General features: G+C 36.0%; 25 protein-coding genes. 21 read left to right on the forward strand and 4 right to left on the reverse strand.

The window, feature by feature from the left end; translation table 11 throughout:
* Positions 1 to 507, forward strand: a complete 507-nt coding sequence (locus BN2144_RS13885; protein WP_033828837.1) for a shikimate kinase — start codon at positions 1 to 3, stop codon at positions 505 to 507.
* 202 nt (positions 508 to 709) lie between these two features.
* Here the strand turns inward: BN2144_RS13885 and BN2144_RS13890 are convergent, their stop codons facing one another.
* Positions 710 to 1,966, reverse strand: a complete 1,257-nt coding sequence (locus BN2144_RS13890; RefSeq protein ID WP_033828838.1) for an MDR family MFS transporter — start codon at positions 1,964 to 1,966, stop codon at positions 710 to 712.
* Between the two features lie 99 nt (positions 1,967 to 2,065).
* Between BN2144_RS13890 and BN2144_RS13895 the strand changes: the two genes are divergently transcribed.
* From BN2144_RS13895 to aroD, 5 genes are all read left to right on the forward strand, one after another.
* A complete protein-coding gene (locus tag BN2144_RS13895) occupies positions 2,066 to 3,721 on the forward strand; it encodes an ABC transporter substrate-binding protein (RefSeq protein ID WP_033828839.1) in 1,656 nt (551 codons plus the stop codon).
* 263 nt (positions 3,722 to 3,984) lie between these two features.
* On the forward strand, positions 3,985 to 5,298 hold the full coding sequence (locus tag BN2144_RS13900; protein WP_017550355.1) for an IS1380-like element ISBco1 family transposase: 1,314 nt from the start codon (positions 3,985 to 3,987) through the stop codon (positions 5,296 to 5,298).
* Between the two features lie 1,108 nt (positions 5,299 to 6,406).
* Positions 6,407 to 7,630, forward strand: coding sequence for an ISL3 family transposase (locus BN2144_RS13905; protein ID WP_082195149.1), 1,224 nt, complete (start codon positions 6,407 to 6,409; stop codon positions 7,628 to 7,630).
* 186 nt (positions 7,631 to 7,816) lie between these two features.
* The gene (locus BN2144_RS13910) at positions 7,817 to 8,836 is read left to right on the forward strand and encodes a proline dehydrogenase family protein (protein WP_033826369.1); all 1,020 of its coding nucleotides are present in this window, start codon (positions 7,817 to 7,819) and stop codon (positions 8,834 to 8,836) included.
* Between the two features lie 271 nt (positions 8,837 to 9,107).
* A complete protein-coding gene (gene aroD, locus BN2144_RS13915) occupies positions 9,108 to 9,869 on the forward strand; it encodes a type I 3-dehydroquinate dehydratase (protein WP_033828840.1) in 762 nt (253 codons plus the stop codon).
* A gap of 169 nt (positions 9,870 to 10,038) precedes the next feature.
* Here aroD and BN2144_RS13920 read toward each other — a convergent pair whose 3' ends face one another.
* Entirely contained in the window at positions 10,039 to 10,770 is a 732-nt protein-coding gene (locus BN2144_RS13920; RefSeq protein WP_187367014.1) for a sulfotransferase family 2 domain-containing protein, read from the reverse strand.
* Positions 10,771 to 11,095: 325 nt separating this feature from the next.
* On the opposite strand from BN2144_RS13920, the gene BN2144_RS13925 reads away from it, so the two are divergent.
* From BN2144_RS13925 to BN2144_RS13945, 5 genes are all read left to right on the forward strand, one after another.
* Positions 11,096 to 12,112 (forward strand): homoserine dehydrogenase, encoded by a 1,017-nt coding sequence (locus BN2144_RS13925; RefSeq protein WP_033828841.1) that lies wholly within the window; start codon positions 11,096 to 11,098, stop codon positions 12,110 to 12,112.
* 85 nt (positions 12,113 to 12,197) lie between these two features.
* Positions 12,198 to 12,968 (forward strand): SDR family NAD(P)-dependent oxidoreductase, encoded by a 771-nt coding sequence (locus BN2144_RS13930; protein ID WP_033828842.1) that lies wholly within the window; start codon positions 12,198 to 12,200, stop codon positions 12,966 to 12,968.
* Between the two features lie 212 nt (positions 12,969 to 13,180).
* Complete coding sequence (trhA, locus tag BN2144_RS13935; RefSeq protein WP_033828843.1) at positions 13,181 to 13,822, forward strand: PAQR family membrane homeostasis protein TrhA; 642 nt, start codon at positions 13,181 to 13,183, stop codon at positions 13,820 to 13,822.
* A gap of 354 nt (positions 13,823 to 14,176) precedes the next feature.
* Positions 14,177 to 15,202, forward strand: coding sequence for a phosphotriesterase family protein (locus BN2144_RS13940; RefSeq protein ID WP_042337977.1), 1,026 nt, complete (start codon positions 14,177 to 14,179; stop codon positions 15,200 to 15,202).
* 91 nt (positions 15,203 to 15,293) lie between these two features.
* Positions 15,294 to 16,346 (forward strand): zinc-dependent alcohol dehydrogenase family protein, encoded by a 1,053-nt coding sequence (locus tag BN2144_RS13945; RefSeq protein WP_033828844.1) that lies wholly within the window; start codon positions 15,294 to 15,296, stop codon positions 16,344 to 16,346.
* A 243-nt stretch (positions 16,347 to 16,589) separates the two neighbouring features.
* Here the strand turns inward: BN2144_RS13945 and BN2144_RS13950 are convergent, their stop codons facing one another.
* Positions 16,590 to 17,330 carry a glycosyltransferase family 2 protein gene (locus BN2144_RS13950; RefSeq protein WP_033828845.1) on the reverse strand — a complete coding sequence of 247 codons (741 nt, stop codon included), beginning with the start codon at positions 17,328 to 17,330 and terminating at the stop codon, positions 16,590 to 16,592.
* Positions 17,331 to 17,550: 220 nt separating this feature from the next.
* Here BN2144_RS13950 and BN2144_RS13955 point away from each other — a divergent pair, with 220 nt between their 5' ends.
* Positions 17,551 to 18,624, forward strand: coding sequence for a glycosyltransferase family 4 protein (locus BN2144_RS13955; RefSeq protein ID WP_033828846.1), 1,074 nt, complete (start codon positions 17,551 to 17,553; stop codon positions 18,622 to 18,624).
* A 66-nt stretch (positions 18,625 to 18,690) separates the two neighbouring features.
* Here BN2144_RS13955 and BN2144_RS13960 read toward each other — a convergent pair whose 3' ends face one another.
* A complete protein-coding gene (locus tag BN2144_RS13960) occupies positions 18,691 to 19,155 on the reverse strand; it encodes a hypothetical protein (RefSeq protein WP_033828847.1) in 465 nt (154 codons plus the stop codon).
* 403 nt (positions 19,156 to 19,558) lie between these two features.
* On the opposite strand from BN2144_RS13960, the gene BN2144_RS13965 reads away from it, so the two are divergent.
* The 9 genes from BN2144_RS13965 to BN2144_RS14005 form a co-directional block, all read left to right on the forward strand.
* Positions 19,559 to 20,764, forward strand: a complete 1,206-nt coding sequence (locus BN2144_RS13965; protein ID WP_033828848.1) for a glycosyltransferase family 4 protein — start codon at positions 19,559 to 19,561, stop codon at positions 20,762 to 20,764.
* Between the two features lie 154 nt (positions 20,765 to 20,918).
* The gene (locus BN2144_RS13970; RefSeq protein WP_033828849.1) at positions 20,919 to 21,554 is read left to right on the forward strand and encodes a DUF1796 family putative cysteine peptidase; all 636 of its coding nucleotides are present in this window, start codon (positions 20,919 to 20,921) and stop codon (positions 21,552 to 21,554) included.
* A gap of 60 nt (positions 21,555 to 21,614) precedes the next feature.
* Positions 21,615 to 22,541 (forward strand): GDP-mannose 4,6-dehydratase, encoded by a 927-nt coding sequence (locus tag BN2144_RS13975; protein WP_033828850.1) that lies wholly within the window; start codon positions 21,615 to 21,617, stop codon positions 22,539 to 22,541.
* The gene (cysC, locus tag BN2144_RS13980) at positions 22,542 to 23,144 is read left to right on the forward strand and encodes an adenylyl-sulfate kinase (protein ID WP_033828851.1); all 603 of its coding nucleotides are present in this window, start codon (positions 22,542 to 22,544) and stop codon (positions 23,142 to 23,144) included.
* Positions 23,145 to 23,305: 161 nt separating this feature from the next.
* Complete coding sequence (locus tag BN2144_RS13985; protein WP_033828852.1) at positions 23,306 to 24,049, forward strand: nucleoside phosphorylase; 744 nt, start codon at positions 23,306 to 23,308, stop codon at positions 24,047 to 24,049.
* A gap of 191 nt (positions 24,050 to 24,240) precedes the next feature.
* The gene (locus BN2144_RS13990) at positions 24,241 to 24,843 is read left to right on the forward strand and encodes a membrane protein (protein WP_033828853.1); all 603 of its coding nucleotides are present in this window, start codon (positions 24,241 to 24,243) and stop codon (positions 24,841 to 24,843) included.
* A gap of 94 nt (positions 24,844 to 24,937) precedes the next feature.
* A complete protein-coding gene (locus tag BN2144_RS13995; RefSeq protein WP_033828854.1) occupies positions 24,938 to 25,705 on the forward strand; it encodes an energy-coupling factor transporter transmembrane component T family protein in 768 nt (255 codons plus the stop codon).
* A complete protein-coding gene (locus BN2144_RS14000) occupies positions 25,702 to 26,559 on the forward strand; it encodes an energy-coupling factor ABC transporter ATP-binding protein (RefSeq protein WP_033828855.1) in 858 nt (285 codons plus the stop codon). Before BN2144_RS13995 ends, BN2144_RS14000 begins: the two co-directional genes overlap by 4 nt.
* Positions 26,552 to 26,900 (forward strand): ATP-binding cassette domain-containing protein (locus BN2144_RS14005; protein ID WP_033828856.1); only part of this gene is annotated, 349 nt, incomplete at its 3' end. The genes BN2144_RS14000 and BN2144_RS14005, both read left to right, overlap by 8 nt.

Genomic DNA, 26,900 nt, shown 5'->3' on the forward strand with positions numbered 1-26,900 from the left:
ATGAAAAACAAACTAGTGATAATCGGTATGCCGGGAAGTGGGAAAACGACATTAGGGAAAATGGTTGCTGAAAAAACCGGCAAACAGTTTATCGATTTAGATGACTATATCGTGGAAATGTCAGGAAAAACAATTCCACAGTTATTTGAACAAGGTGAAGAATACTTTCGAGAAGTAGAAACAAATGCTTGCCTAGAAGTTGCTAGGAGAGGAGACCTTGTCATTGCAACAGGTGGTGGGGTCGTGAAAAAGTCAATAAATATGGAGATTCTTAGAAAAGACAGTGTTATTGTTTTTTTAAATCGCCCACTAAGTTTCATTATGAACGATATTGAAGTAGGTTCTAGACCGCTTTTAAAAGCTGGAAAGAAAAAATTACTGACACTCTATGAAGAACGCTTTGAACTGTACAAAGACTATGCGGATGAAATCGTTGTTAACGATGGAAAACAAGAGGCGGCAGTAGAGACGATTATCGGTATTATGATTAAAAATAGTTTGTGTTAACGATTGGCAAGGCTATCTCGGTGTAGTCTTGTCTTTTCCAAATACTAGAATTAAGAAAACTCATGGCTTGAGCTTTAAAGCGAAACAAGAGCCTAGAGTTCGCCGCCGAAAAAAAAGAGTTTTCTCTATTGATGTAATGCAGCCGAAGTAATGAGCCGAAGCTTTGCGATTAGCTAAAAAACGGGTCATAGATGACTATAACCTATAACCCATTCTTTCTACTGACCGTTACTACCTTCGTAATGATTTCTCGTTTGAACAGACCTACGTACATAAATAATATGCCGAGCGCAATGATAACGCCGATGACTACCGACATCATTGAAGGAGAGAGGAATGCCCCGATAATAATGGTTGATCTGGCAATTAAATCAGCGCCACTAAACGAAAGGTTTGAGAAAGCTGAATACGAACCTCGTTTATCATCAGGGATCATATTTGCTTGTTCTGTTTGCCGTATTGGTGAATAAATAAGTTCGCCAATCGTTGCAATGAAATTAAACAAGAGTAACACGTACCAAATATTTGCTGATGTAACAACAACATAACCGATTCCGTATAGAACAAGACCGAAAAGTAACCCATTCTTTTTACTGAACCGATCGACAATTTTATTAATAAAAAAAGTGAAAAATACAACTAATAATGTATTTTCAATATTAAGGAGACTGAGCATCCGGACGCCATCGATTGAGAAATCCCCGAAATGAATTGGCTTAAATTGATCAGCTAGCCGAACCCCAACATAACTACTTAAAGAAAATTCAGCTGCAAAAATAAACATCGAGCCTAGCATAACTTTTACAAAAGGAATGTCTTTTACCGCAACTTTGTAGTTACTAATCACATCAATAACTACATTTTTATTTTGTTGTTTTAATCGTTTGATCGGTATATCTTTTAGCCATAATGCATAGGCAATTGGGAGACATGTTGATGTAAATGAAAGTGCTATAAAAAGTTCTGTCTTATGATGTACATAAAACATCCCACCTAAAGCCGTACCCATCGCAATTGATAAATTAACGAGCCAGTAGTCTAGCACATACACTGCTTTTCGATTATCTTTTGTTGTCGAATCAATAATGATTGCATTCATTGCAGGACTTCCCATTTTACTCGTAGCAATGTAGATGATGTAACTTGTCGCAAACACCCCAATTAATTTATCCTCTGGCAATAAACTCACCGTCATGGAGTAAAACATAATTGCACTTAAGGAGCTCGTTAGTAATAATACTTGTTTACGTGGAAACCGGTCAGAAATATATCCGCCAATTAAGTTGACGATAAAACTAACAAAAACAGTTGCTATTAAAAATGTACCGGCCCATACTTTTCCTTTCTCTTCTGCGAAAAAAAGTGCCATAAACGGCATCACCGCTGACGAAACGGTTCTGTTAAAAAATGAAGTAATGAGCCGCACTTTAATATTTTGTGGATAATCTTTCCATTTCATTTGCTGAGCCCCCTTGATACTGATATATTAAAATAGACATACAAAAAAATAAATAGACAATATTGTGATTTTTTGTCTACTTTTAAAGGAGGTGAGGAATTGAACAGTTATTTATTTACGCTATGGAGATCTGTCCAGTCAGGTCCAATCCGTGTTCAGGAGATTGCTGAGATTTTAAACTTAAGTACAAAACAGACAGCTCGTTACATAAAAAGTTGGGAAAATGAAGGCTGGTTCACTTTTACTCCAGGCCGAGGAAGAGGAAATGTTTCCCAACTAAAATGGCTCATGAATGTGGAAGAAGTGTATGAAGAAACATTAATTAAAATGATTGAAACCGAACCAATTGAAGAAAGTAGTAAGTATCTTCTGATGGATTGGTCTCCGGAACGAAAACTACGTCTCATGAACCGATTTCAGTCGAAATTTGGTTTTCAACAAAACGTACAAGAAAAAGATCGTTTAATAATCCCGAGAAAATATCCATTCACTTCATTTCATCCGTTAGATGCTGTTCATGTTCTTATTGCTAACTTGGTGGCAACCATTTATAACCGACTCGTATCGATTGATGAGAAAGGAAATGTAAAATCAGAACTTGCTCATAGTTGGGATGTTAGCGAAACAAATGTACGGCTCTACTTAAAAAAAGATATTAAATTCCATGATGGTTCCCTATTAACGGCCAATGATGTTGTCAAATGTTTAGAAAAAATGAGGCAGCATCCAGAATATGCGAATCTTTGGGAGCCGGTTGATAAAATTGTTGCAGTAACATCACTCATTGTAGATATTGATACACCAACCGGCTGTAGTTACATCCTTCAACTTCTTGGAACAATGGTAGCTAGTATTTATAAAGAAACAGAAAATGGATTAGTTGGAACAGGCCCGTTTTATTTGGCTAAAAATACGGAAGTTAAAACGAAATTATTAGCCTTCCGAGAACATTTTCAAGAGAGACCATTACTTGATGAAATTGAATTTATTCAAGTGCCGAAAGATTATGATACTGTGTACACAACGCACGCTACGAAAGAACCTGAGTCGACGGTAATTGTTGAAAGTAATTCTGGTTTTGGTGTCGTCATTATGAATGCGTGTCGGGACTCTGATATTCGGAGGCAAGAGGTTCGTGATTATATTCATTGGCTTATTGCAAAACATCGTTATCAAGTCGCACAAATCAGTCATAAACTGGAGCCAAACGATGCGAGTTGTTTGTCTTTACATAAGGAAGTGTATCCAGTCCCTGAAGCCCTCCGCCCTACATTTACGGGACCAATTATTCTTATGCAACGAAATTGGAATGAGCCTTTGACAAATTGGTTAAGAGAACTTTTGATTGCTAGTGACGTACCGGTAAAGGTGAAGAGGCTGTCTTTTTCTGAATCAATCTATGAAAATACAAAACACGAAGAAATCGATTTATATATTCATGGCGAAGTTTTTGAAATGAACGAATCCTTTTCTTTTTATTATTTTTTAAAAAATGGTTATTCTCCATTGGCAAGAATATTGGATGCAGACACCGAACTCAACGAGAAATTACAGGAATATACGAAAACACCCTTTCCTCATTGGGAACAGCTGCATCGCGAAATGGAGCAGAAGTTAATTGAGAAATCGCTTATGATTCCGTTGTATCATGAAAAACGAGAAATTCCATTTTCAAAAGATATTATGAATATTCAACTCAAGTATTTTGGCTATGTAGACTTTTCCAAACTATGGGTACGACCAAAAATAGAGTGAATTGCGTTTAAGGCGTACCCGTTGTTTTTTAATGTGTAAAACTAATGAATGAAAACGTTAACAATTTGTTCACAGACTTTTTCGAAAAAACATGTTATATTATAGATCCTGAATTATTCACAGAAATTCAGAAACTTATTATAACTTATGGATTACCAAGCCTTTTCGGCTTTATTGTAATTCATTAAAAAAATGAAAAAAGAATCCATTTCTGTTAAAGTTAAAGTAACCAAAACAAAAACCAAACAGAAAGGACTCTTTATATGGTTACTTTAACGCAAAAAACACTTGATTTCAATCATAAAATTAAATTGTCAAATGATGGAGGTTCTCTTTCCTCCGATACAGGTGAGTTTCTTTTTAGAGAATTCGATGAAAAAATTGGTTTTTCAAAGACTTTAGTTAAGTACTTGAGACTTAACGATTCAAGGAAATATTATCTTCATTCAAATGAAAACTTGTTACGTCAAAAAGTCTATCAAATCATTGCCGGGTATGCGGAAGATGATGCGGCTGATCAGTTGACTCATGATCCTGTGTTTAAGGAAATCATTGAAACTCCAACACTTGCTTCCCAGCCCAGTTTGTCTCGCTTTTATACACGATTTGATAAAGATTCAATTGAACAATTAAATCTGGCTAACCAAGAAATGCTTGATAAGATTCATTGTTTTCGACAATCGAAAGAGTTATTTATCGACTTGGATTCGACTCATTCGGATACATATGGGGACCAAGAATCTTCGTCATATAATACTCATTATGGCACGATGGGTTTTCATCCATTAGTCGCCTTTGATGGTGCGACTGGTGACTTTTTGAAAGCACAACTCCGTCCCGGAAATGTTTATACATCAAATGGTGTGGTGGAATTTATTCGGCCTCTCATTAAACATTATAACGAAATGTTTCCGGAAACTACCCTGTTTCTTCGTGGAGATAGTGGGTTTGCTGTTCCGGGATTATACGATCTGTGTGAAGAAGAATCTGTTTTGTATATTATTCGGTTGAAATCGAATTCACAACTACAAAGTTTAGCGAAGGAATACCATCCTTCTTCCGCACCTTTAGATGTTTCCAAGACGGAAACCTATTATGAAGAAACGATTTACCAAGCAAAATCATGGTCAAAACCAAGAAGGGTGATTATTCAATCGGTACGTCCTGCAGGTGAGCTGTTCTTTACCCATTCCTTTTTTGTTACTAACTTTGAATTAGCTTTTCCTCAAGATATCGTCCGAGCTTATCAAAAAAGAGGGACGATGGAAAACTATATCAAAGAAGCAAAAAATGGCTTTTACTTTGATCATATGAATAGCCACGCTTTTCTAGTGAACGAAGTAAAAATGATGTTAACACTTCTTGCATATAATTTGACCAATTGGTTACGAACTCTTTGTTTTCCGGAAGGTCAAAAAACTATGCAAATTGATACGATACGTACTCGGTTAATTAAAGCGGCAAGTAAAGTCGTGAAATCAGGCAGATCCCTTTACTTCAAACTATCATCGAGTTTTGTGTATCAAAATTTCTTTTGGGATGTACTGAATCGAATTCAAAAACTACAATTGGAATGACCAATAGAATACTTCTCATAACTGAAAAAAATAAATTTTTCAGTCAAGGGGGAAGTATGCCCAAAATACCAGAGTTGTTCTATTGAAAATTCAGTTATTTTATGAATTGGCTACGGTTCTTAATTAAATACCGTTATGTTCAACTAATTTAACAAATTTTATCAAATGGGATTTGTAGCTATGAATATTTCAGGTAGATGTAAGGAAGAGATAAAGAAAACTTCCTTACAAGTTGACATCAGAGGAGACTCAACCATCCTAGTTAGTTCCGTCAAACTAGGTAAACAAGGTTCAAAAGATTGAAAGATGAGAGCAGGTGGTTCCACCAGAAACTTTCTGATTTCGAAAAGCAGTAAAGTAACAAAATCTATTGAAACAGTTTAAGTCTGTTAAGATTTAAAGGATTGTTGATCTTTAGTACTTTGATTGATTCGAACGCAAGTCATGTCCATCTCTTTATTTAAAATGTGAGTCACCTTCTAAAAAGTTGAACTCGATGAATGAGATGAGGATGAGAAGCGGGCAATCAAATAATCAAGGAATACTCAAAGTGAGATGAAAATTTATAACCTTGCAGACATGGAAAACAAAAGTAAATAGATTTCGCTTTAAAGAAGCTTTAAAGAACCAAGGTTAAAAGAGTCTTAGGATACGATTAAATCTCATTAGTAAGATTTATATTTGTCACGGAGCTGACGAAAAACATCCTATCGAAATCTTCCAGAAGGCAGCCAAATATGTGCTGAGCAAAACAATTTAATAGGAAGTAAGAATTAAAGTACCCATCACTTGTTGGAGTGTAACCGAAAAAAGGTGTAAATCATTACCATTATAGGATGTGGAATGGTTGGGTCCCCTTTGGTGTCAAAGAAAAAGCTGTCATAATGGCAGCTTTTTCCTGTTTTATCCTATTTGATTAAGGAAGAGAATTTTCATTACTTTTGTTATTAACTATTGGCGAAAAATTACCATTTGTTGTTATAATATAATTAATTAGGCTCTATAATAAATGTTGGGGTTAATAAAAGATTCAAAAAAAAGAGACACACGACTCCTAATTTCCTTTTATACTTGAATTGACAGAAACAAGTTAAAGAAAGGGAGTCGTGTGCAAATGAATAATAACATAATTATGCCAGGATTAGAAGACGTAAAAATACTAAAAGTGGAACAAATGGATGACAGATTAGCGTTGTTTGTTGAAATGGAAGCACGCACACATACTTGTCCTAGATGTGGTGCCAAAACACGACAAATTCATGATTATCGAATGCAGAAAATCAAGCATTTAAAGTGGTTTGAACGCCTCTGCTATATCTTTTATAACAAGAGACGATATCGTTGTGATGCTTGCGAGAAGAGGTTTCCTGAGAAAAACAATTTTGTGGAGCGTTATAAACGGTTTACCAAAGAGTGGAATCAGGCTGTAAACGTGAGAAGTGTTCAAGCCAAAACATTTAAGGAACTAGCTCAACAATATGGTACTTCGATTTCAACGGTTATAAGACGATTTGATGCATTTGCCGAAAATGAAGTAGGGGAAGTTAAGGAACTCCCGAGAGTAATCGCTATAGATGAGTATAAAGGGGATACCAAAGAAGGAAAGTATCAGTTAATCATCGCAAACGGAGATACAAGAGAGCCTTTGGATATATTACCGAATAGAAAAGGAAAAACAATATCACAATACTTACGAAAGTATGGGGCCAATGTAGAAATAGTCATTATGGACATGAGCCATTCCTTTAAATCGGCTGTACGAAAGGCCTTAGATCATCCACTAATTATAGCCGACCATTTTCATTTTTGTCGCTATATCTATTGGGCACTTGATAAAGTAAGAAGGCGGATTCAGTCAGATTGGAATGATTATGACCGGAAAAAGTGTAAAAAAATGAGATATGTATTTTACAAAGATAGTGCGAAACTAACCGAAAACGAGAGATGGTACCTAGATCGATACCGTGGTATGTCGAAGGAACTAGATATGGCGTATCAATTAAAAGAGGCTTATTGTGAATGGTTCAAACAAGCGAAAGAAAATGGTTCAGAAGGTATGCGTAAAACCAAAGAAGGCTTAAACACGTTTTATCAGTTAGTTAGAGATACTGGAGTGCAGGAATTTCTACGCAGCATACGGACGTTTAAAAACTGGGAAAAAGAAATTTTAAATAGTTTTATGTATAGCTATTCTAATGGATTTCTGGAAGGAATAAATAACCACACAAAGGTAATAAAACGGAATGCGTATGGTTTCAGAAACTTCAAACGAGCAAGAGCTAGAATATTGTTATCACACAAGTATAAAGGAATAGGGGTCCATCTAGGCTAGAAATAATCCCCCTTTTATTGTAGGTATGAATTTTATTTCATACCTACAATAAAAGGTCACCAAGCGAAAGCGCGGTAGCTTAACCCCAACATTTGACAAAGAACCATTAATTAAGTGCAATTTCCTTTTTTTAATATAATAATTGTTTCCTATATTATGAAACGGACTTTGGAAAGGGGAAGAGATATGGCTAATTTAACGAGAGATTTTTTCATCGGCTTATCCAATAATAAATTGTTGAATCAAGCAGCAAAAAAATGGGGTGTCCGTCTCGGTGCGGAAAAGTTTGTTGCTGGTACAGATATTGATGGAGTTGTTCGAACGATAAAACAAATGAATGACCAAGGTATTCATTGTACGGTAGACAATTTAGGAGAATTTGTTTTTGAAAAGTCAGAAGCAAGACTCGCGAAGCAACAAATCATTCGACTTCTTGACAAAATTTATGAAGAACATTTAGATTGTCATGTTTCCGTAAAATTAACGCAACTTGGACTTGATATCGACTATGATTTTTGTTTAGAAAATATGAAGGAAATTTTAGATACCGCAACCCGGTACGAAATATTTATTAATATTGATATGGAAGATTATATTCATTTTCAACCGACAATCGATATTTTGAAAACGCTTTTATTAGAGTACAATCATGTCGGTACCGTTATTCAAAGTTATTTATTCTGTGCAGAAGAAATGATGGATGAGTTAGAACATGTTCGTGTTCGAATTGTAAAAGGCGCATATAAAGAAAATCCAGATGTAGCATACCAGTCAAAGGCAGAAATTGATCGTAACTATTTGCAACTTGCGAAAAAACGCTTATTAAGTGGCGTGTTTACTTCCATCGCAACACATGATCATTACATTATAAATGAGTTAAAATCATTCGTTGCTATGAACAATATTTCCAAGGATGCTTTTGATTTCCAATTTTTATATGGGTTCCGTCAAGAATTGCAACAAGAATTAGTACGTGAAGGTTACAATGTGACAACATATATGCCATTCGGAAATGACTGGTTCGGTTATTACATGCGCCGGCTTGCCGAACGACCACAAAACTTAAACTTAATCGTCAAAGACACATTTTATACAAGCGACAACAAGTTGAAGAAAGAACCAATTTTAACCGGGGCATTAGCGGTCTCATTGTACATGTTATGGAGAAGTAAAAAGAAGAATGAAAAGAAAGAAGATAAAGCATAAAAGGTGGAATCGTCCACCTTTTTTTAAGCTACTAGGAAGGCTTCGGTGCATTACATCAAAGTCGAAAAACTCTCTTTCTTTTCGGCGAACTCTAGTCTCCGGTTTCGCCTTAAGGCTTTGACACCAGGTTTCTCTATGTAGTAAATTGCTAGTTTCTGTATATGGGTACGTTACAAGGAAAAGTAAGTTAACATTTCGAACAAGTCCTCCTTAGATTTACGACAATGTGGTACACTAATTTTAACGAATTGTAAAGCTTGGGGGGTTGGATGTGAAGACATGGAATATTAACGGTATTGTCATCGGTGAAGGGAAGCCGAAAATAATCATACCGATCATCGGGGAAACTAATGAAGAAGTGCTAAAACAATTTAATACTGTTATGAATCTGGAACCAGATATTATCGAATGGCGTGCTGATGCATACGAGAAAGTTGAACATTTAGATTCTGTCATTAATCTACTATGCCAAATGAGAAAAGAACAAAAACAAATTCCGCTTCTTTTTACTTTTCGAACGAAGAAGGAAGGCGGCTTGAAAGATCTTCCAACTCGTTATTATAAAAAACTACTAGAAACAGTGATTGAAACAAAGCTAGTCGACGTAATTGATATCGAACTATTTACTGGGGATACTCTCGTTTCTGAACTTATTTCACTTGCTGTGAAAAACTCTATTTATACTATTATTTCATATCATGATTTTCATGAAACGCCATCAAAAGATGAAATTGTGTCACGATTAAAGAAGATGCAAGACTTAGGTGGTCATATTCCAAAAATTGCCGTGATGCCCCATAATACGCAAGATTTGTTAACATTACTTGCTGCAACGGAAACAATGAAAACAACATATGCGGATCGACCGTTAATTACAATAGCGATGGGCCCGCTTGGTTTAATTAGTCGCATAGGTTGTGAAGTATTTGGTTCGAGTTGTACATTTGGTGCTGGAGAACAAGCATCCGCACCAGGGCAAATTCCTGCTCAAGAATTACAAACTGTTTTACAAATTATTCATAAAAATTTATAACTACATTAGGCATGACTTCCCCTACATTTAAATGTGTGGGACATAGGCATACGACTAATTATTTCAGTCGTAAATTGAAAGACAGACTGAAAGTAAGATAATACCTAGATTAATAAAGGATTTCCCGGATGGGCGAGTAGTAGCTATGCAATTCATCCGGGAATTCTAGTTAGCCGTCTAGTTGAGCCTGCTCTATTTTAAAAGCTTCTAATTGTCCCTTTTCCTCATCTGTTAATGCTTCGAGTCTTTCTTCTAATAACTGTTTACTATATTCATATAGTTCAATATCTAATGAATTGTAATGGTTAATTAACTCGATTACATGTGGTGGAATATCAGATTTTTGTCGACGTGATTTGGTTATATTTTTTCTACTGTAATGAATATGAATCCAGCCGTATTCCTTTTGTAATAAAAATAGGGTTTCATTGAACTGTTCCGTTACCCCAACAACTTTAAAATTTCGTAAATGCTCTTTTGCTTTCTGTAAGCTAGGGTTTGAATGAAGGTCTCCCGAAACTAACATTGTTTGCATATTCTGTGCTTCGGGTTCATTTAATACAAATTCTTCTAAAGTCATCGTTTGTACTCGTTCATACCCCGGAAAATTTTTCAAAAAGTAATAAGCCGAAATGACACGGTCCACTGGTTCTCTTAAAATTGTAAAATAGTTAAATGGCTTAGTGAATTGAGTATGAATACCAAAATAGTAGTGGCCACTGACAGCTACTAATTTTTGCTTCACTTCATCAGTTAACTCCTCTAGTTTCATCAGTTCATCTTGATAACTTTCATGATCAAAAAATTCACTTCTATCATATTGATTGCGGAAAATTGTATTTAATGTCGTTCCACCCGTTTTTGGAATATGCAAAAATATTGTTAATTCTTCCTGGTTCAATCGTTTCCTCTCCTTAATTGTTTTCTCTAAATTCACTCCATACATTACAATATGTCCTCTTTTGAAGTCTGTCTAAACGATGGCGGAATTTTACGGTAATACGTTGAAATAGGAGATCTTCCTATGAAAGTGGTTTAGTAAGTTCGATATGTACAAGGTTGATGGAGGATAGTTGTAAAGATACCCATTTGTAAGAATGGATTTTGAAAAGAAGAAAGAGGTTTTTCTATACATGAAAAAAAGGATTTTATAAACTCATGCCGAATAAAAATATAAAAAGAATAAACGAACACAAAAGTCAATACGTTTATAGAAAGGAACAACGATGGACAAAAAGGTGATCATCACAGGATATGGCGTTGTTGCGAAAGAATTATGTCAATTCCTTTTCACTCACGGTGAAAACATAAAAAGAAAGTACGGATTCGGTTTACAGCTAACAGGAATTATCGGTAGCTCAGGTATGCTCTATAAAGAAGAAGGAATTCCACTTGAACGATTACTTACTTATGGTTTAGGATCAAAAGCGTTAAATCAATTTGCAATTGATACAGGAATGGAACTAATTGAACCGATAATAAGCGGTGATGTGTTAGTAGAATGTACCCCAACAAATATTGAGCATGGTGAACCTGGGTTATCATACATTCGTGAAGCAATAAAAGCGAGAATGGATGTTGTTGCGGTTTCGAAAGGTGCACTCGTTCATGCGTTTTCTGAAATAAACAAAGCGGCAATGGAAAAAGGGGTCCGGCTTAAATTTAGTGGGGCAACGGCAGCAGCATTACCGACAATGGATATCGGTGAATACAGTTTAGCAGGTTGTACAATTACAAGTATCCAAGGAATTTTAAATGGAACGTCGAATTATATTTTAACGAGTATGGAGGAATACCACCTTTCATTTTCCGAAGCTTTACAATTAGCTCAGAAAAAGGGGATCGCGGAAAGGGACTCAAGTTTAGATATAAAAGGTTTTGATTCAGCTTGTAAAATTTTATTACTTACAAATGGTTTGTTTCGTGCAAATCTTTCTATAAAGGATATTTCAATTGAAGGAATCGAGCAGATAACAAGTGGATCGATTGAAGAGGCACGAAAAAGAAACGCACGAATTAAGTTAATTGCCGAGGCCCGTCGAGTACATGGGCAAGTGCAAGTGGTCGTGCAACCATGCGAAATCGAACAGTCGCACCCATTATATACGGTTAATGGAACGAATAAGGGGATTGTTTTTAACACAGTAGAAATGGGAGCTGTTTGTGTGACAGGTGGTGCATCCCATCCAAGAGGTGCAGCAGCGGCCGCCATAAAAGATATCATTAACTTATATCGAATATAATTTATTTATCACAGAAGGAGGGGGCAAGTATAAACGTTCTCTCTTTCTATTAAAATATAATAAATAGTAAGAAGGGGTGGGTTTTATGACAAGATTTGATGGGGCAATTGCAGTTGTGACTGGTGCTGGAAGTGGGATTGGAGAAGCAGCTTCAAAGAGATTAGCAACAGAAGGGGCAAAGGTAATTTTAGTCGGTAGAACATTGACGAAACTTGAAAAGGTAGCCAATGAGATTAATCAAGAAGAAGTTGTCGCCTTTCCTTTTGCGTGTGATGTAACAAAAGAAGAAGACGTTGAAAAACTCGGAAACTATGTGAAGGATCAATTTGGTGATGTGACCATTTTAATAAATAATGCTGGCGCCTCGTACCATTCGAAAATTCAAGATACCGATTATGAAACTTGGAAACAAATTCAAGAATTAAATTTACATAGTGTGTTTCTCGTTTCCAAACTTTTAGGGAAGGTAATGGTTGATGGAGCAGAAACAAATGGTGCCACAAATCGTGCAATCGTTAATGTTTCTTCTTTATCCGGACATAAACCGGGTGCTTTATTCCCACACTACAGTTCAGCAAAGGCAGCAGTTATTAACTTAACAAAAGCACTTGCCCATGAGTATGCCCGTTATGGCATTCGAGTGAATTCTGTGTCACCAGGGTTTGTTGAAACACCATTAACGGAAGACTCGATGAAAAACGAACGGTTTATGCAAGTAATTGAAAAGAAAACAACGATGAGGCGATTCGGCAAACCAGAGGAAATCGCAAATGTCATAGCTTTCCTTGCATCTGATGAGGCATCGTATGTAACCGGTTCCGATTTATTAGTCGATGGAGGGTATTTGTTAACATAAAATAATTGGTTGATTTTCAATCTATAATGCAAAACCCTTATTTGAAAATTTTTTAAAAAAGGTAAATAAAGTTAAGTAAAATGTAAATACTATTGATAGGTATGAGTTAGGTTGTCCCTTCCTTATGCCTTTTTTCTATTGGACCATCACTCTTCTTTTTTTCCTTTTTAAAACGTGCTAAAATGAATGAATATAGTTAGGAGTTGATTTGTTTGGCAGAAACACATACGTTTACAAAAGGCGAAGAGATTGCAAATGCTGTTACGCATGGAATCGGTGCTTTATTAAGTATTGCAGCGCTTGTTCTACTCATTGTTTTCTCATCTTTATACGGTTCGGCTATTCATGTAGTTAGTTTCACAATATTTGGAGCGACGATGGTCCTTTTATACACTTCTTCCACACTTGTGCATGCTTTACCTCATGGAAAAGCAAAAGATGTATTTGAGATTCTTGATCATTCGTCCATTTACTTATTTATTGCTGGTACGTACACACCTATTACATTAATTGTAATACAAGGGGCCCTCGGTTGGACTTTATTTGGGATTGTCTGGGGATTAGCTGTTGGTGGAATTATATTTAAGTCCTTTTTCGTGAAAAAATATTTATTTACATCAACCGTTCTTTATGTATTAATGGGTTGGCTCATCGTGATTGGTTGGAGTCAAATTAGACAAAATATGGATGCTAACGGTGTTGTCCTATTAGTTGTTGGAGGGGTACTTTACACGATTGGTGCGATCTTTTATATATGGAGAGGGTTTAAGTTTCATCATATGATTTGGCATTTATTTGTTATTGCAGGGAGTGCTGCTCACTTCTTTTGTGTTTTACTCTATTTATTACCATAATTCGTCTGACTAGTGGTCAGACGTTTTTTTTTGAATGATGATATTTATTTTTCCGTTCCACTTCAACTTCAAAAATAATAGTTTAGTAAAATAATATAGCTAGATAGTTTTGTGAATATATAAAATAATCCGAAAATAATATTGACACGTTATCTATCGTTTAGTATAGTCAAACTAAAGGAATTTCCTGTGATTAACCTTTATAGAAGCTATTGCTTACATTAAAATGTAAACGCTGTCATACAATTGACTCATTTTCTATTTTAATAGGTTAGTCATATTTTTTGTAAGGGAGTTACATAAAGGAAAGTTGAAAGCGACAGTAGACTAGTTACAGTTGAGGGGGATTTTGTCATGAGTAAAAGAGTAAATACCGTGTTAGGACCAGTAGATGTAAAGGATTTAGGGAAAACGTTGATGCATGAGCATTTCTTTTTCGGATATGCTGGCTATTTTGGGAATTCTTTATACCAAAACGATAAAAACGAAATTATTCGGATCGGACTTGAAGTAGCTAACCGGGCAAAAGCACATGGGGTTCAAACAATTGTTGATGCAACACCGAATGACTCGGGTCGTGATCCTGAACTTCTAAGAGAAATTGCAGAAAGGTCTGGAATCAATATCATTTTTTCAACTGGCTATTATTATGAAGGGGAGGGGGCACCAGCTTATTTTAAGTTTAAGCAAGGTCTCGGGATTGCTGAAGAGGAAATTTACGAATTATTTATGAGTGAAATTGAAAACGGGGTCGGTCGTACCGGCTTAAAACCAGGTGTCATTAAACTTGGCTCAAGTAAAGATCATATTACTGATTATGAACAAATGTTTTTCAGGGCGGCAGCTAAAGTTCAAAAAGAAACGGGTATACCAATTATTACCCATACACAAGAAGGAACAATGGGTCCAGAGCAAGCTCAATTACTCATTCATGAAGGAGCTGATCCGAAGAAAATATTAATTGGACATATGTGTGGCAATACAGATATTCAGTATCATTTACGTGCGCTTGAACAAGGGGTGTTCGTTGGGTTTGACCGATTTGGTATTCAAAAATTTGTTGGTGCACCAATGGACCGAGATCGTATCGGAACATTAATTGGTTTACTTGGATTAGGTTATGCAGATCAATTAATGATGGCTCATGATACGGTCAATGTTTGGCTTGGAAAGGAGCCAGTATTTCCGAATGGTATGGAGAAGTTAGTCGAGAACTGGCATATTGCCCATGTTTTTGAGAATATTATCCCTGCGTTGAAAAATGGTGGAGTAACGGATGAACAAATTGAGACAATGTTAGTAAAAAACCCACGAACGATATTTGGCGGGGAGTCTAGTAAACTGACATATGTTGATGGGGAAAAAAGTATCGTTCGGTAAAAAAAGAAATGTAAAAAACGAAGCGACTAGGATAAACCATTTTTTGTTTCGAAACCGGGGTTAACTTTAAGTTAAAAAAGGGGAGATACGAATGAAAGCAGCGCAAATTGTTGAGTTAAGAAAGCCATTACGAGTAGGGGATGTACCAGATCCAACACCAGGAGCACGTGATGTTATTGTAAAGGTAGAAGCAAGTGGTGTTTGTCGGAGTGATTGGCATGCGTGGATGGGTGATATGGGTTGGCTAGGCATTAAGCCGGAACTCCCAATCATTCCAGGACATGAAATGGGTGGTATTGTCGTTGAAGTGGGTAAGGAAGTGAAAAACTTTAAAGTGGGAGATCGTGTAACGACACCTTTCCATGAATCTTGCTCGCATTGTTCCTATTGCTTAAGTGGAAAATCTAATCTTTGTGACCATGTTCGTGTTCATGGGATGGTGAATGATGGTGCGTATGCTGAATTTGTAAAAATCCCAAACGGTGATTTTAACTTAGTACATCTCCCTGATGAAGTGGATGCACTTACTGCAGCCGCTATTGGGTGTCGTTATATGACGGGATTCCACGGTGTTGTGAAAACGAATATCCGTCCAGGTGATTGGCTTGTTGTTCATGGTTCGGGTGGAGTTGGGCTTTCTGCAATCCAAGTCGCCGATGCAGTTGGTGCACAAGTGGTTGCTGTAGATGTTGATGACAAAAAGTTGGAAATGGCGCGTAATGAAGGTGCCCTTGTAACTATAAATGCCCGTACACAAAATGTTATTGAAGCCGTACGAGAAGTGACAAGAGGTGGTGCTCAAGCTTCCATTGATGCTCTTGGTATAAAAGAAACAATTCTAAACTCAATTCATTCGTTACGTAAAGGAGGTCGTCATGTACAAATTGGTCTAACGACAAGTAATGAGGCGGGAATTGTTGATATTCCAATTGATATAGTAACAATGATGGAATTGGAAATCGTAGGTAGTCTTGGAAATCCACGGACTGAGTACGATGGACTTTTAGGGCTCATTGCACAAGGTAAATTAAATCCGAAATCATTGGTGTCAAAAGAAATTTCGTTAAATGATGTTACGGATGTATTTAAGGATATGTCAAATTATCGCACGTATGGATTTAATATTATTACAAACTTCGAGTAAGTTGTTTATTAGTCGGTTAGCAAACTTGTTATGAGAAAAATTTTGTAAAGTTTAAAAGAAACCAAGTATAGGAAAGGGGCTATCCGAAAAGGGAATAACCCAAAAATGTGATAATCAAGAAAGTTGATATATCGAGGTTTTGAAACATGAAAAGAGGGCATCCAGAAATCAATCATTTGACTTTCTGGACAGCCCCGTTTTTCGTTGGCTCATAGGAAAGTATAAATCTTCCAATTTCTAACTTTATAACTCGTACATTATATTCGATTTTTCTCGCTCTTTTATGATTTTCCTAGTAACCTCTCTATACTGATCTTTTACTTGATGAAACTCATCAAGTATTTCATTTCTATGTCTAATTGTCCCCATATCATTATGAATTCGGTAGTTTGTTAACGCCTCTGGTAAATAATGTAAATGAAACTTTCCAGCAACTCTTAGCCAATATTCGTAGTCTTGAGCATAACGTAAATTTTCATTGAAATTCCCAATCGCCTCAACAACTTCTCTAGCCATCATTATCGTACAACCATTAATCGGGTTATAATTTTGCAATAAGTTTAACAGCTCTACTTCACTATTGAAATGCAGCCCAGCATTGAGTGTAATAATTTGATTATCTCGATTCATCGTATTGAAATTCGTAAAACTAAACTGCGCATTTTTTTCCTGCATAAAATTTATCTGTTTTTCAACTTTATTTGGATAGATGAAGTCATCGGAACTTAACCAGACAAAATAGTCACCTTTTGCCTTTTTCATCCCAAGATTTATTGCCGATGCGACCCCATTATTTTCTTTTTCCAAATACGTAATCCGTGGTAAATAGGGTATCACGAGTTCGTTATATTGACTTGAACCATCGTTAATAACGATAACCTCAAAATGAGGATACGTCTGGTTTAGTGCACTAACAATTGCATGAACTATATATTTGCAGTTATAAAATGGGATAAGAATCGAAACAAGTGGAGAGGTAGACAAGAAATCACGTCCTTCCTAAATTTTTAAAAAATAAGGTGAAATCCTCAAAGATTGTTGCATTCGGAAGAGAAATTTACTGATGTTGAAATAACAGTGGCGACTTTGAAATTATGCGAATCACATGAGACTATGATTCCCAAATTGTTTCAACAAAATGTTCATTAGGGCATATCGTGATATATAGTTATACAATTCGAAAAACGTATTCGAGGTGAAATCAATGAATATATTATTTGTTTTCTATGTTCCTAGTGGTGGTGTTGAAACGTTAAATCGCCAAAGAAGTGTTGCTTTAAAAAAGATAGGAATCAATTCACATTTCCTTTACTATCAAAAAAGGCGTGAATTATTAAACGATCATGAAGCACCGGTATTTATTACAAATAATAACCAAGAAATAAAACAAATTTTAGATGATGGAGATTACAAAGCGATTATTGTTACGTCTGATTTCCAGGCGTTACCAAGATTCCGTTCCCTCGGATATAAAGGGAAAATGATCATCGAAATTCAAGGCTACGGACCAAAAGAGGTAGCAAAAGAAGTTTTTCGTCAGGCGGCACCTCTTGTTACTAAATATGCAAATGGACTCATTAATCCGAAAACACCCCATATCGAACAATTGTTTAATGAAACTTTTCCTACAGTACCAAAGTTCCAATTTAATAATTGCTTTGATATGACAACATTTACTTATCAACCAACTTCTGGACATCCGTGGCCAATTATCGCGTGGATAGGACGCATTGAAGACAATAAAAATTGGCGTGAGTTTTTAAAAATCAGTGTAGCATTACTAAAAACGATTAAACAAAAGATTGATTTATATATGTTTGAAGATCCGACCATTGCTGATCCAAGTGAACTAAAGAAATTTGAAACGTTTATCACGCAATCAAATTTACAAAATCATTTAACAAGATTGGCGAATATACCAAACGAACAAATGGCAGAATATCTTTCACGAATTGGAGATTCGGGTGGTTTCCTTTGTATGACATCAAAAGTAGAAGGAGCCCCTTATTCGGCTTTGGAAGCACTTAGTTGTCGCTGCCCAATCTTAACAACCGATTCAGATGGCGTTAGAAGTTCAATTATTCATGATGAAACAGGAAAATATTATCCGCTTGGAAATATTCGAGAAGCAGTTATTCAAGCAGTTGACTTAATGACAAATCAAACGTTACGCGAATATATTCGTTCGAACGGACAGAAACATGTGAAAACAAACTTTCATCCAGAACGGTATGCTGAAAATTTTAGGGAAATGTTGACTTCACTTCATATTCAATAAATCATAAAGAAGTATTTTGAAAGGGGTTCGAATAGGTAGGCCCTTTTTCTGTATGAAGAAATTACTTCATTTTCCTATATCTACACACGGTAAGTCCTCTGAGAATAGATCATTCACTAATTGAATGGATTCATCGTCATAGAAACTTTCAACCGTTGGAAATTGATTTACATTCGTAAACGTATCTTCACTTATTTTTTCGATTCGCAAATCTCCCTTTACATCATCGAGGAAAGGTGGTGCGAAGAGGTACTTAAGTTTGATACGTCCGAATCTTTTAAGTGAAATCTTCTTTTCAGCTTTTCTATCTGTCTCGTAAATTTTTCCAAATAAATTATCGTATGTTTCCGCTTCTTGAAGATAATCCAAAAATTGTTTAAAAGAGACTCCCTGTGTACTGTTTCTATTATGATAAAAGAATTCGCGAATATTTCCCAATTCTTGCTCACAATGTGAATTCCCTTTTGAAGAAGCCAAAATAAGAAATTGACTTGCTGATCGTCGGTACTGGTTTCGTACAAGTTTTTTCATAATAAGAAGGCTCCTTTTTGTAGACTTCTTGATCATATGCATGAATCCAATGATTGTAAGCTAACACCTCATTGAGTAAGTTTTCTTGATAAAAAACATTTTAAGAATGTTGTGTATCCACTTTTTTGACTCCAAAATAGGACTAAGGGAAAATCTGGGTGGTTGTGAGGTACACGAATTTTAATAACTTCTCGTAACTTTTCACTGTCTCGCAATAATTAAACACTCCTTTATAAAAAAGCTTTTTCCATTAACCTTACTTTAGACTATGTTAGGAATAAGTTGATGAAATGGACAATTGTGTAAAGTGAGTGAATTAGGGGGCCTTTCAATCACCCATTCAATTTAAACGCTAGTGAATATGATAGAGAAAGAGGATAAGGCGGATGAGGGGGAATAGGAATTGAAAATATTACTTGCCACATTTTGGGAAATACCACATGTCGGTGGTGTATGGAACTATATGGTCCAGTTAAAAGGACAACTGGAATTATTTGGGCATGAAGTAGATCTTCTTGGGTTTGGGAAGGACTATCAATTTGTTCATGTAGTGAATCAAAATCGGGTCATTGAACGGGATTTATTCACAAAACAAGTTGAACAGGCTTTTCCAACAACCGTCATCGATTATGTCGTTCATTATTATGAAGAACATATGTATGTTTATGAGCTAGCAGCAAAAACACTTATACTCGATCAATATGATGTTATTCATAGTCAAGATGTGTTTTCTACGATTGTATTAAATCGAATTCGTCCTAAAAAAGCAGCATTAGTTTCCACTTTACATGGATGTGTCGCTCATGAAATAAAAGGTGCCTATTATAAAGGAATAAATCAAAAGTCTATTCGTGGTGCGACCTATTTTAATCAAATCGAATTTAGCGGTGCAACAGATAGCGATATTACGATTGTTGCAAATGAATGGATGAAAAATATTTTAGTAAAAGAATATACAGTTCCGGAAACAAAGCTTCGTGTCCATCATTACGGATATGATATCGACACATTTTCAAAACGAATGGAAGAAGTGTCAGAAATAAGGCGACCTATTGATAAAAAAATAATTATTTATACGGGAAGATTATCAGAAATGAAAGGTGTTCATCATTTAATTGGTGCGCTTAACCGATTGAAACAGAGAACCGATTGGGAGTGTTGGATTGTTGGAGATGGCCCGAATAAAGAAAGTTTGCAATTGCAAGCGAAGAAACTAGGTTTGAACAAAAATATTTTCTTTTTTGGCAAAAGAGAAGATGTACCGTATATACTGTCACTATCAGATATGCTCGTCCTTCCAACATTAATTGATAATCAACCATTATCTGTTATTGAAGCCCAAATTGCAGGAAAAGCCGTTGTTGCAAGTAATGTCGGTGGTGTTCCTGAAATGATTGAGCACGGAATGACTGGCGTGTTAACACCTCCAGGAGACGAAGAAATGTTAGCACTAAACATAAATTATTTATTAGATCATGAAGCGTACTTAATAAATCTTGGTCAAATTGCGAAAGAATGGGCGATTAATCACTGGTCTTTACATGAAGCAGTAGAAAAAATTGTCAATATTTATCACGAAGCAATTGCAAAAAGAAATGTAGAAAAGTGATTTATATTAATGATTCTGCCTTATTTCCTCGCGTAGGTCAGCTTTCTTATATCAAAATAATAATCTCTCATAATATAGTATCAATCGGTATGAATTTTAGTTTTGTATATACAGTAGTAACTGACAGCTATAAGAAAACAAAGGGGGATAGAAGATGAGCTTACAAAAAATAAAAGGTTCTTATGATGCCGTATTTAGTCTCGGGCATTTATGTTTACCTGCCATGCAAATGAAAAAATTTAATTTAAGACCATTTTCGGGTGTATTTGATTGGGTCGGTTCCCCACAATTATCAAAAGTGAATCAGCTAATTCAAACTCGCTTTACTGACTTCTTGAATATGAACAATTTACGACCAGATAAGTATTTATCACCAACTGACCTTTATGTGTACGACTTTAAATATGATATCGGTTTCAATCATGATTTTAAAACAGATAAAAACACGCTTACCCATTTAGGTGGTTATCCGGAAGTTAAGGAAAAATATGATAGAAGAATCAACCGTTTTTTAGAAAAACTTTCGTCGAGTAAACGAATTTTATTTATTCGCACTGAAAAATCAGAAGCCAATTTCCAAGATGTACAGCAATTAGAAAAAATACTAATGAATATGGTTGCTCATGATTTTCAAATACTCTTAATCCATCATAAAGATATACAAAAAATGACAGTTGTAAAATCACCGTTTGCAAAAGTTACCATTGTCGAGCTTCCAAATAAAGAAATTTGGAACGAAAACGATCCTTATTGGGCAAAGATTCTTCATCGCGTACGCCTAATGAAATAAGTCTTCGAAGTGTCGCTAACATACACGAAATGTGGAAATAAAAAATTGAGGAGGAACAACATGAAAGCACTTGTTACTGGAGGGGCCGGATTTATCGGTTCACATCTAGTCGAACAATTAGTCGCATTCAATCATGAAGTGCATGTATTTGATAATTTATCTGTAGGGAATATAGGAAATGTTAACCAAACGGCACAACTCCATCGGTACGATATTCGTTCAGAAGAAGCAAAACGATGGATTCAAGAAGAAAAACCGGATGTTATTTTTCATCTCGCCGCCCAAGCTGATGTTGGTATATCAATCCATGAACCAGTATTTGATGCAGATGTAAATATTAATGGAACAATTAATCTATTAGAAGCTTCTCGTGTAGCAGGGGTGAAGAAATTCATCTTTTCATCTACTTCCGCTGTTTATGGTGATTTAGAAAAGGAAAAAATTAACGAAAAGGACCCAGCAATTCCAAAGTCTTATTATGGTGCTTCAAAATTATCCGCAGAGTTATATATTCATATTTTTTCCCAACTTTATCAGCTACCATTTACCATTCTCCGTTATGGGAACGTGTATGGGCCAAGACAGACAGCAAAAGGTGAAGGTGGAGTGATCGCTGTTTTTCTAGAAAAACTGAAAGCTGGACAATCATTAAATATTCATGGCGATGGGGAGCAAACGAGGGATTTTATTTTTGTAAAAGATATTGTTCTTGCCAATCTTGCAGCGGTTGAACAAGGGGATAGAGGGGTATTCAATATAAGTACTGGAAAAGCAACTTCAATTAATGAAATCATCGAGAAATTAATCGACATTCATGGAGAGAAAGTTGCTATTAATTACACAGTGGAAAGAACCGGGGATATTAAACATAGTTGCTTAATGAATGAAAAAGCGAAAAAAACACTCAGTTGGTCGCCACAAGTAAGTGTATTAAAAGGATTAGAGGAAACGTATCAATCTGTTATGAGTTGTAATGGAGGTAAGTAAATGTCTGAATCGAAAAATATTGAATGGCACCTCTCAAAAGTAATGAAAACAGAACGGCAAGATCGAAACAAGCATAAAAGTACAGTTCTCTGGTTTACAGGACTGTCTGGTTCAGGTAAATCCACTATTTCCGCTGAACTTGAGAAAGTTTTGTTTGAAAAAGGGGTGCAAGTGTATCGCCTAGATGGAGATAATATTCGCCATGGGCTTAATAAAAATCTTGGTTTTAGTCCAGAAGATCGTTCAGAAAATATACGAAGAATTGGTGAAGTTGCAAAGTTGATGGTCGATGCCGGGATGATTACGTTAACCGCATTTATATCGCCGTATCGGAAAGATCGGGAACTTGTGCGTAAGTTACTGGAGGATGACGAATTTATTGAAGTTTACGTGAAAGCTCGTATTGAAACATGTGAAGCCCGGGACCCAAAAGGATTATATAAAAAGGTGAGAAATGGAGAAATAATAAACTTTACAGGGATTGATGCTCCGTATGAAGAACCACATAAGCCAGAGTTAATGATTGATACAGATCAATTATCATTAGAACAATCGGTGAATTTGATCATCGATTATTTAATTGAAAACGGATATATTAAATAAGACTGTTATCGGACGGTCTTTTTTTCGTATCTATGAAAACTTATCTTTTGTTAAATAGTTGCTCTAAATTACCGGGAATAATTTTGACATTTTTCGGAAAAAGAAGGACAATAAAATTATAGGAAATAAATCGAATTGTTTAATATTAGGGAGGCTTTTTTATGGGAACAGTTCAGCCACATATCCAACTAGATGATCATTTAAATGTCCAATACGCAATTTTACCAGGAGACCCAAAACGGGTAGAAAAAGTAATGAAGTATCTCGACTCCCCAAAAGAGGTAGCGTTCAATCGTGAATATCGCAGCGCCATTGGATACTATAAAGGAACAAAAGTATTAGTTATGTCCACCGGAATTGGCGGTCCATCGATGGGAATCGCTGTAGAGGAATTGAAAAAGATCGGTGTTTCGACCCTTATTCGTATCGGTAGTTGTGGTGCTTTACAGTCCCATTTGCCAATTGGAAGTTTAGTCATTGCTACCGGTGCGGTAAGAAATGATGGCACTTCGTTAACGTATATTGAAAAAGGATACCCAGCAGTAGCTGATTTAGATTTATTAATTCAATTAAAAGAAATAGCAAAACAATTGAATCTTTCTCATCACTTCGGTCTTGTCAGAAGTCATGACAGCTTTTATACTGATAGTGAGGAGGAGATTGATCAATTTTGGGGAAAACGGAATATTTTAGCGTCCGATATGGAAACGGCAACTTTATTTGTTCTTGCCGGGTTACGCGATATGAAGGCAGTTTCTATCCTAAATGTTGTTGTATCATCTACGGGAGACTTAAGTGAAGGAATTAATGATTACGTTGACGGTGAATCGCTATCTGAACAGGGGGAGAGAAACGAAATCCTCCTTGCATTAGAAACATTATCTGCCTATGAACAAAATAATTAATAATGTACCAATGTTTCCGTTTACCTTATAGGAGGTGATACTTAGGAGTAGGATTTTCGTAGCGTAGTCCCTTTTTGACCCCTATTTTTAAAAATTAATTTATGTTAGAAATCAGTCTTAGTTAAAAACGTTTTTGCTCATTTTATCACATCTCAAACTGAATGTATTTAAGGAAAGGGGAGTGTTCGATAATGAAAAAGACAAGTATGTGGTCATTAAAACTTTCAACAGCAGCTCTTGTATTAATTCCAATTGCAATCGGGATTAATTATATCGGAAAAACAATAGCCGCGGGGTTAAAATTGCCTTTATGGCTGGATTCACTAGGAACGATTTTATCTAGTATGTTAGCAGGGCCAATCGTTGGTGGACTGTCAGGAATTATTAATAATCTTATTTATGGTATCACACTTGACCCGATTTCTACCGTATATGCGATTACAAGTGGTGTCATTGGGATTGTTGTTGGTGCCCTTGCATACAAAGGCTGGATCGATAACTTTGCGAAAGCTCTATTACTCGGTCTCGTTGTTGGATTTATTGCCGCTGTTGTATCAACACCACTCAATATTATGTTCTGGGAAGGGCAAACAGGGAATGTTTGGGGAGATGCTCTTTACGCTTATGTGCTTTCCCAAAATGGACCAGTGTGGCTTGCTTCTTTCTTAGATAGTATTGTTGTTGACGTACCAGATAAATTAATTAGCATTTTACTCTGTTTCTTCATTTTTAAAGGATTACCGAAAAATGTTACGCGACTTTATAAAAATAATCAACGTTTCGAAGAGTTGTAGAAATCTGGTTTAGGAAAAGGTGGGATTTCTGCTTTTTCCTTTTCCATCTATATCCTAATGAAAACGAAATCACAAAAAAGCAGGTGTCGGCTTCATGAAATCTATGACATTATATGTAGAAAAAGATACCCCAATTCATAAAATTGACCCGATTACGAAAATCTTTTTTGCTATCATAGCATCAATTCTACCTTATATTCTACCTTTTCATTCCGTAGCACTAATCGTTATGTTCATAAGTATAACTATTCTTGTTATTGGGAAGGTTTTTCGGAAAATTATCCCGTTAATCGGATTAAGTATGTTCTTAATCATATCGTTAGTGATTATCCAAGGGTTATTCCGTCCAGATAATGTTACGCCATTGTTTGAAATTGGTCCTATTACATTTTACAAAGAAGGACTGTCTTTCGGATTACTACTAATGATGCGTGTTGTCAATCTTCTTTGTGCATTTGGTGTGTTAATTTTAACAACAAAACCGGATGAAATGATTGAAGCGTTAATTAAACGTGGCATGTCACCGAAAATTGGTTATGTGATTGGTTCAGTTCTTCAGTTAATTCCGCAAATGAGTGCAACGATAGGGACGATTAAAGATGCTCAACGTTCACGCGGCTTAGAAACGGAAGGAAGTTTGTTCGTTCGAATGAAGGCGTTTTTACCGTTAATTGGACCAGTGATCATGAATTCCTTAATATCTACGAGGGAACGATCAATCGCTTTAGAAGTACGCGGATTCAACTCAAAACAAACGAAAACTTTTTTACACGAAGCTCGTGAATTTAAATATGCAAAGTTTATCCAGGCACTCCTCATTATTATTTTACTTTGCGCAATACTTTGGAGGATTATCCTATGAAAAAAATTATTGTAGAAGGATTGAAATATAAATATCCAGATACTGAGGAACTTGCTTTAAATGATATTTCCTTTGAAGTGAATGAAGGGGAAGTCATTGGGATTGTCGGGAGAAATGGTTCTGGTAAGTCATCTTTATGTTTAAGCTTAACCGGTCTCATTCCGCATTTTTTTCATGGAGGTTATGGTGGAAAGGTCTTTATCAATGGAACGGAAGTAAAAACGAGCACAATTACAGACATTTCACAAACAGCTGGCCTCGTGTTTGATAACCCGTTTACACAAATGACTGCTTCAAAATATACCGTTTATGATGAGATTGCTTTTGGATTGGAAAACATGGGGCTCTCACGTGAAGAAATGATTCGCCGTATTGACTGGAGCTTGCAGTTAATGGATATCGAAAAAATTAAACAGAAAAATCCGTTCGACTTATCTGGTGGGCAAATGCAGCGTGTCGCGATTGCAAGTGTCATTGCGATGCGCCCAAATATTTTAGTGCTGGACGAACCGACATCACAACTTGACCCACAAGGTTCCGAAGAAGTATTTAAAGTGATTCAACAATTAAGTAAAGAAGGAATGACGATTGTCATTGCTGAGCATAAAATTGAGAAATTAGCAAGTTTCGCAGATCGCATCCTTTTGTTAGATCAAGGAAAACAAATTGATTATGATATCCCACAAAAAGTATTTTCACGTGATGACTTAGATGAATACGGCATCGAACCTCCTGTTTTTACAACGTACTGTAAATCGATGGGGATGAAAGATGAACAAACAGGCTATTACCCTATAACATTGGCAGAGGTTTCATCCATGATTGGCAGGACTGGCGGTGACGAGAATGAATGAAGTCAAAGTTGAAAACGTATTTTTCGCTTACACTGATGGACAACCGGTATTGAAAGATATTTCCGTAACATTTAATAGTGAATCAACCGCCATTATTGGTCAAAACGGTGCAGGTAAAACGACTTTAGTAAAGTTGTTAAAGGGACTATTGAAACCGAATCGCGGTGACGTCACTGTTAATGGGAAAAACACGAAAAAGCATACAGTAGCCGAACTCGCTCGTGAGATTGGTCTTGTTTTTCAAAATCCGAATGACCAAATTTTTAAACATACGGTACTTGATGAAGTTATGTTTGGCCCAAAAAATATTGGTCAGACAGTGGAAGAAGCAAGAGAAAATA

It is taken from the genome of Bacillus andreraoultii, assembly GCF_001244735.1.
GTDB classification, from domain to species: domain Bacteria; phylum Bacillota; class Bacilli; order Bacillales; family Caldibacillaceae; genus Caldifermentibacillus; species Caldifermentibacillus andreraoultii.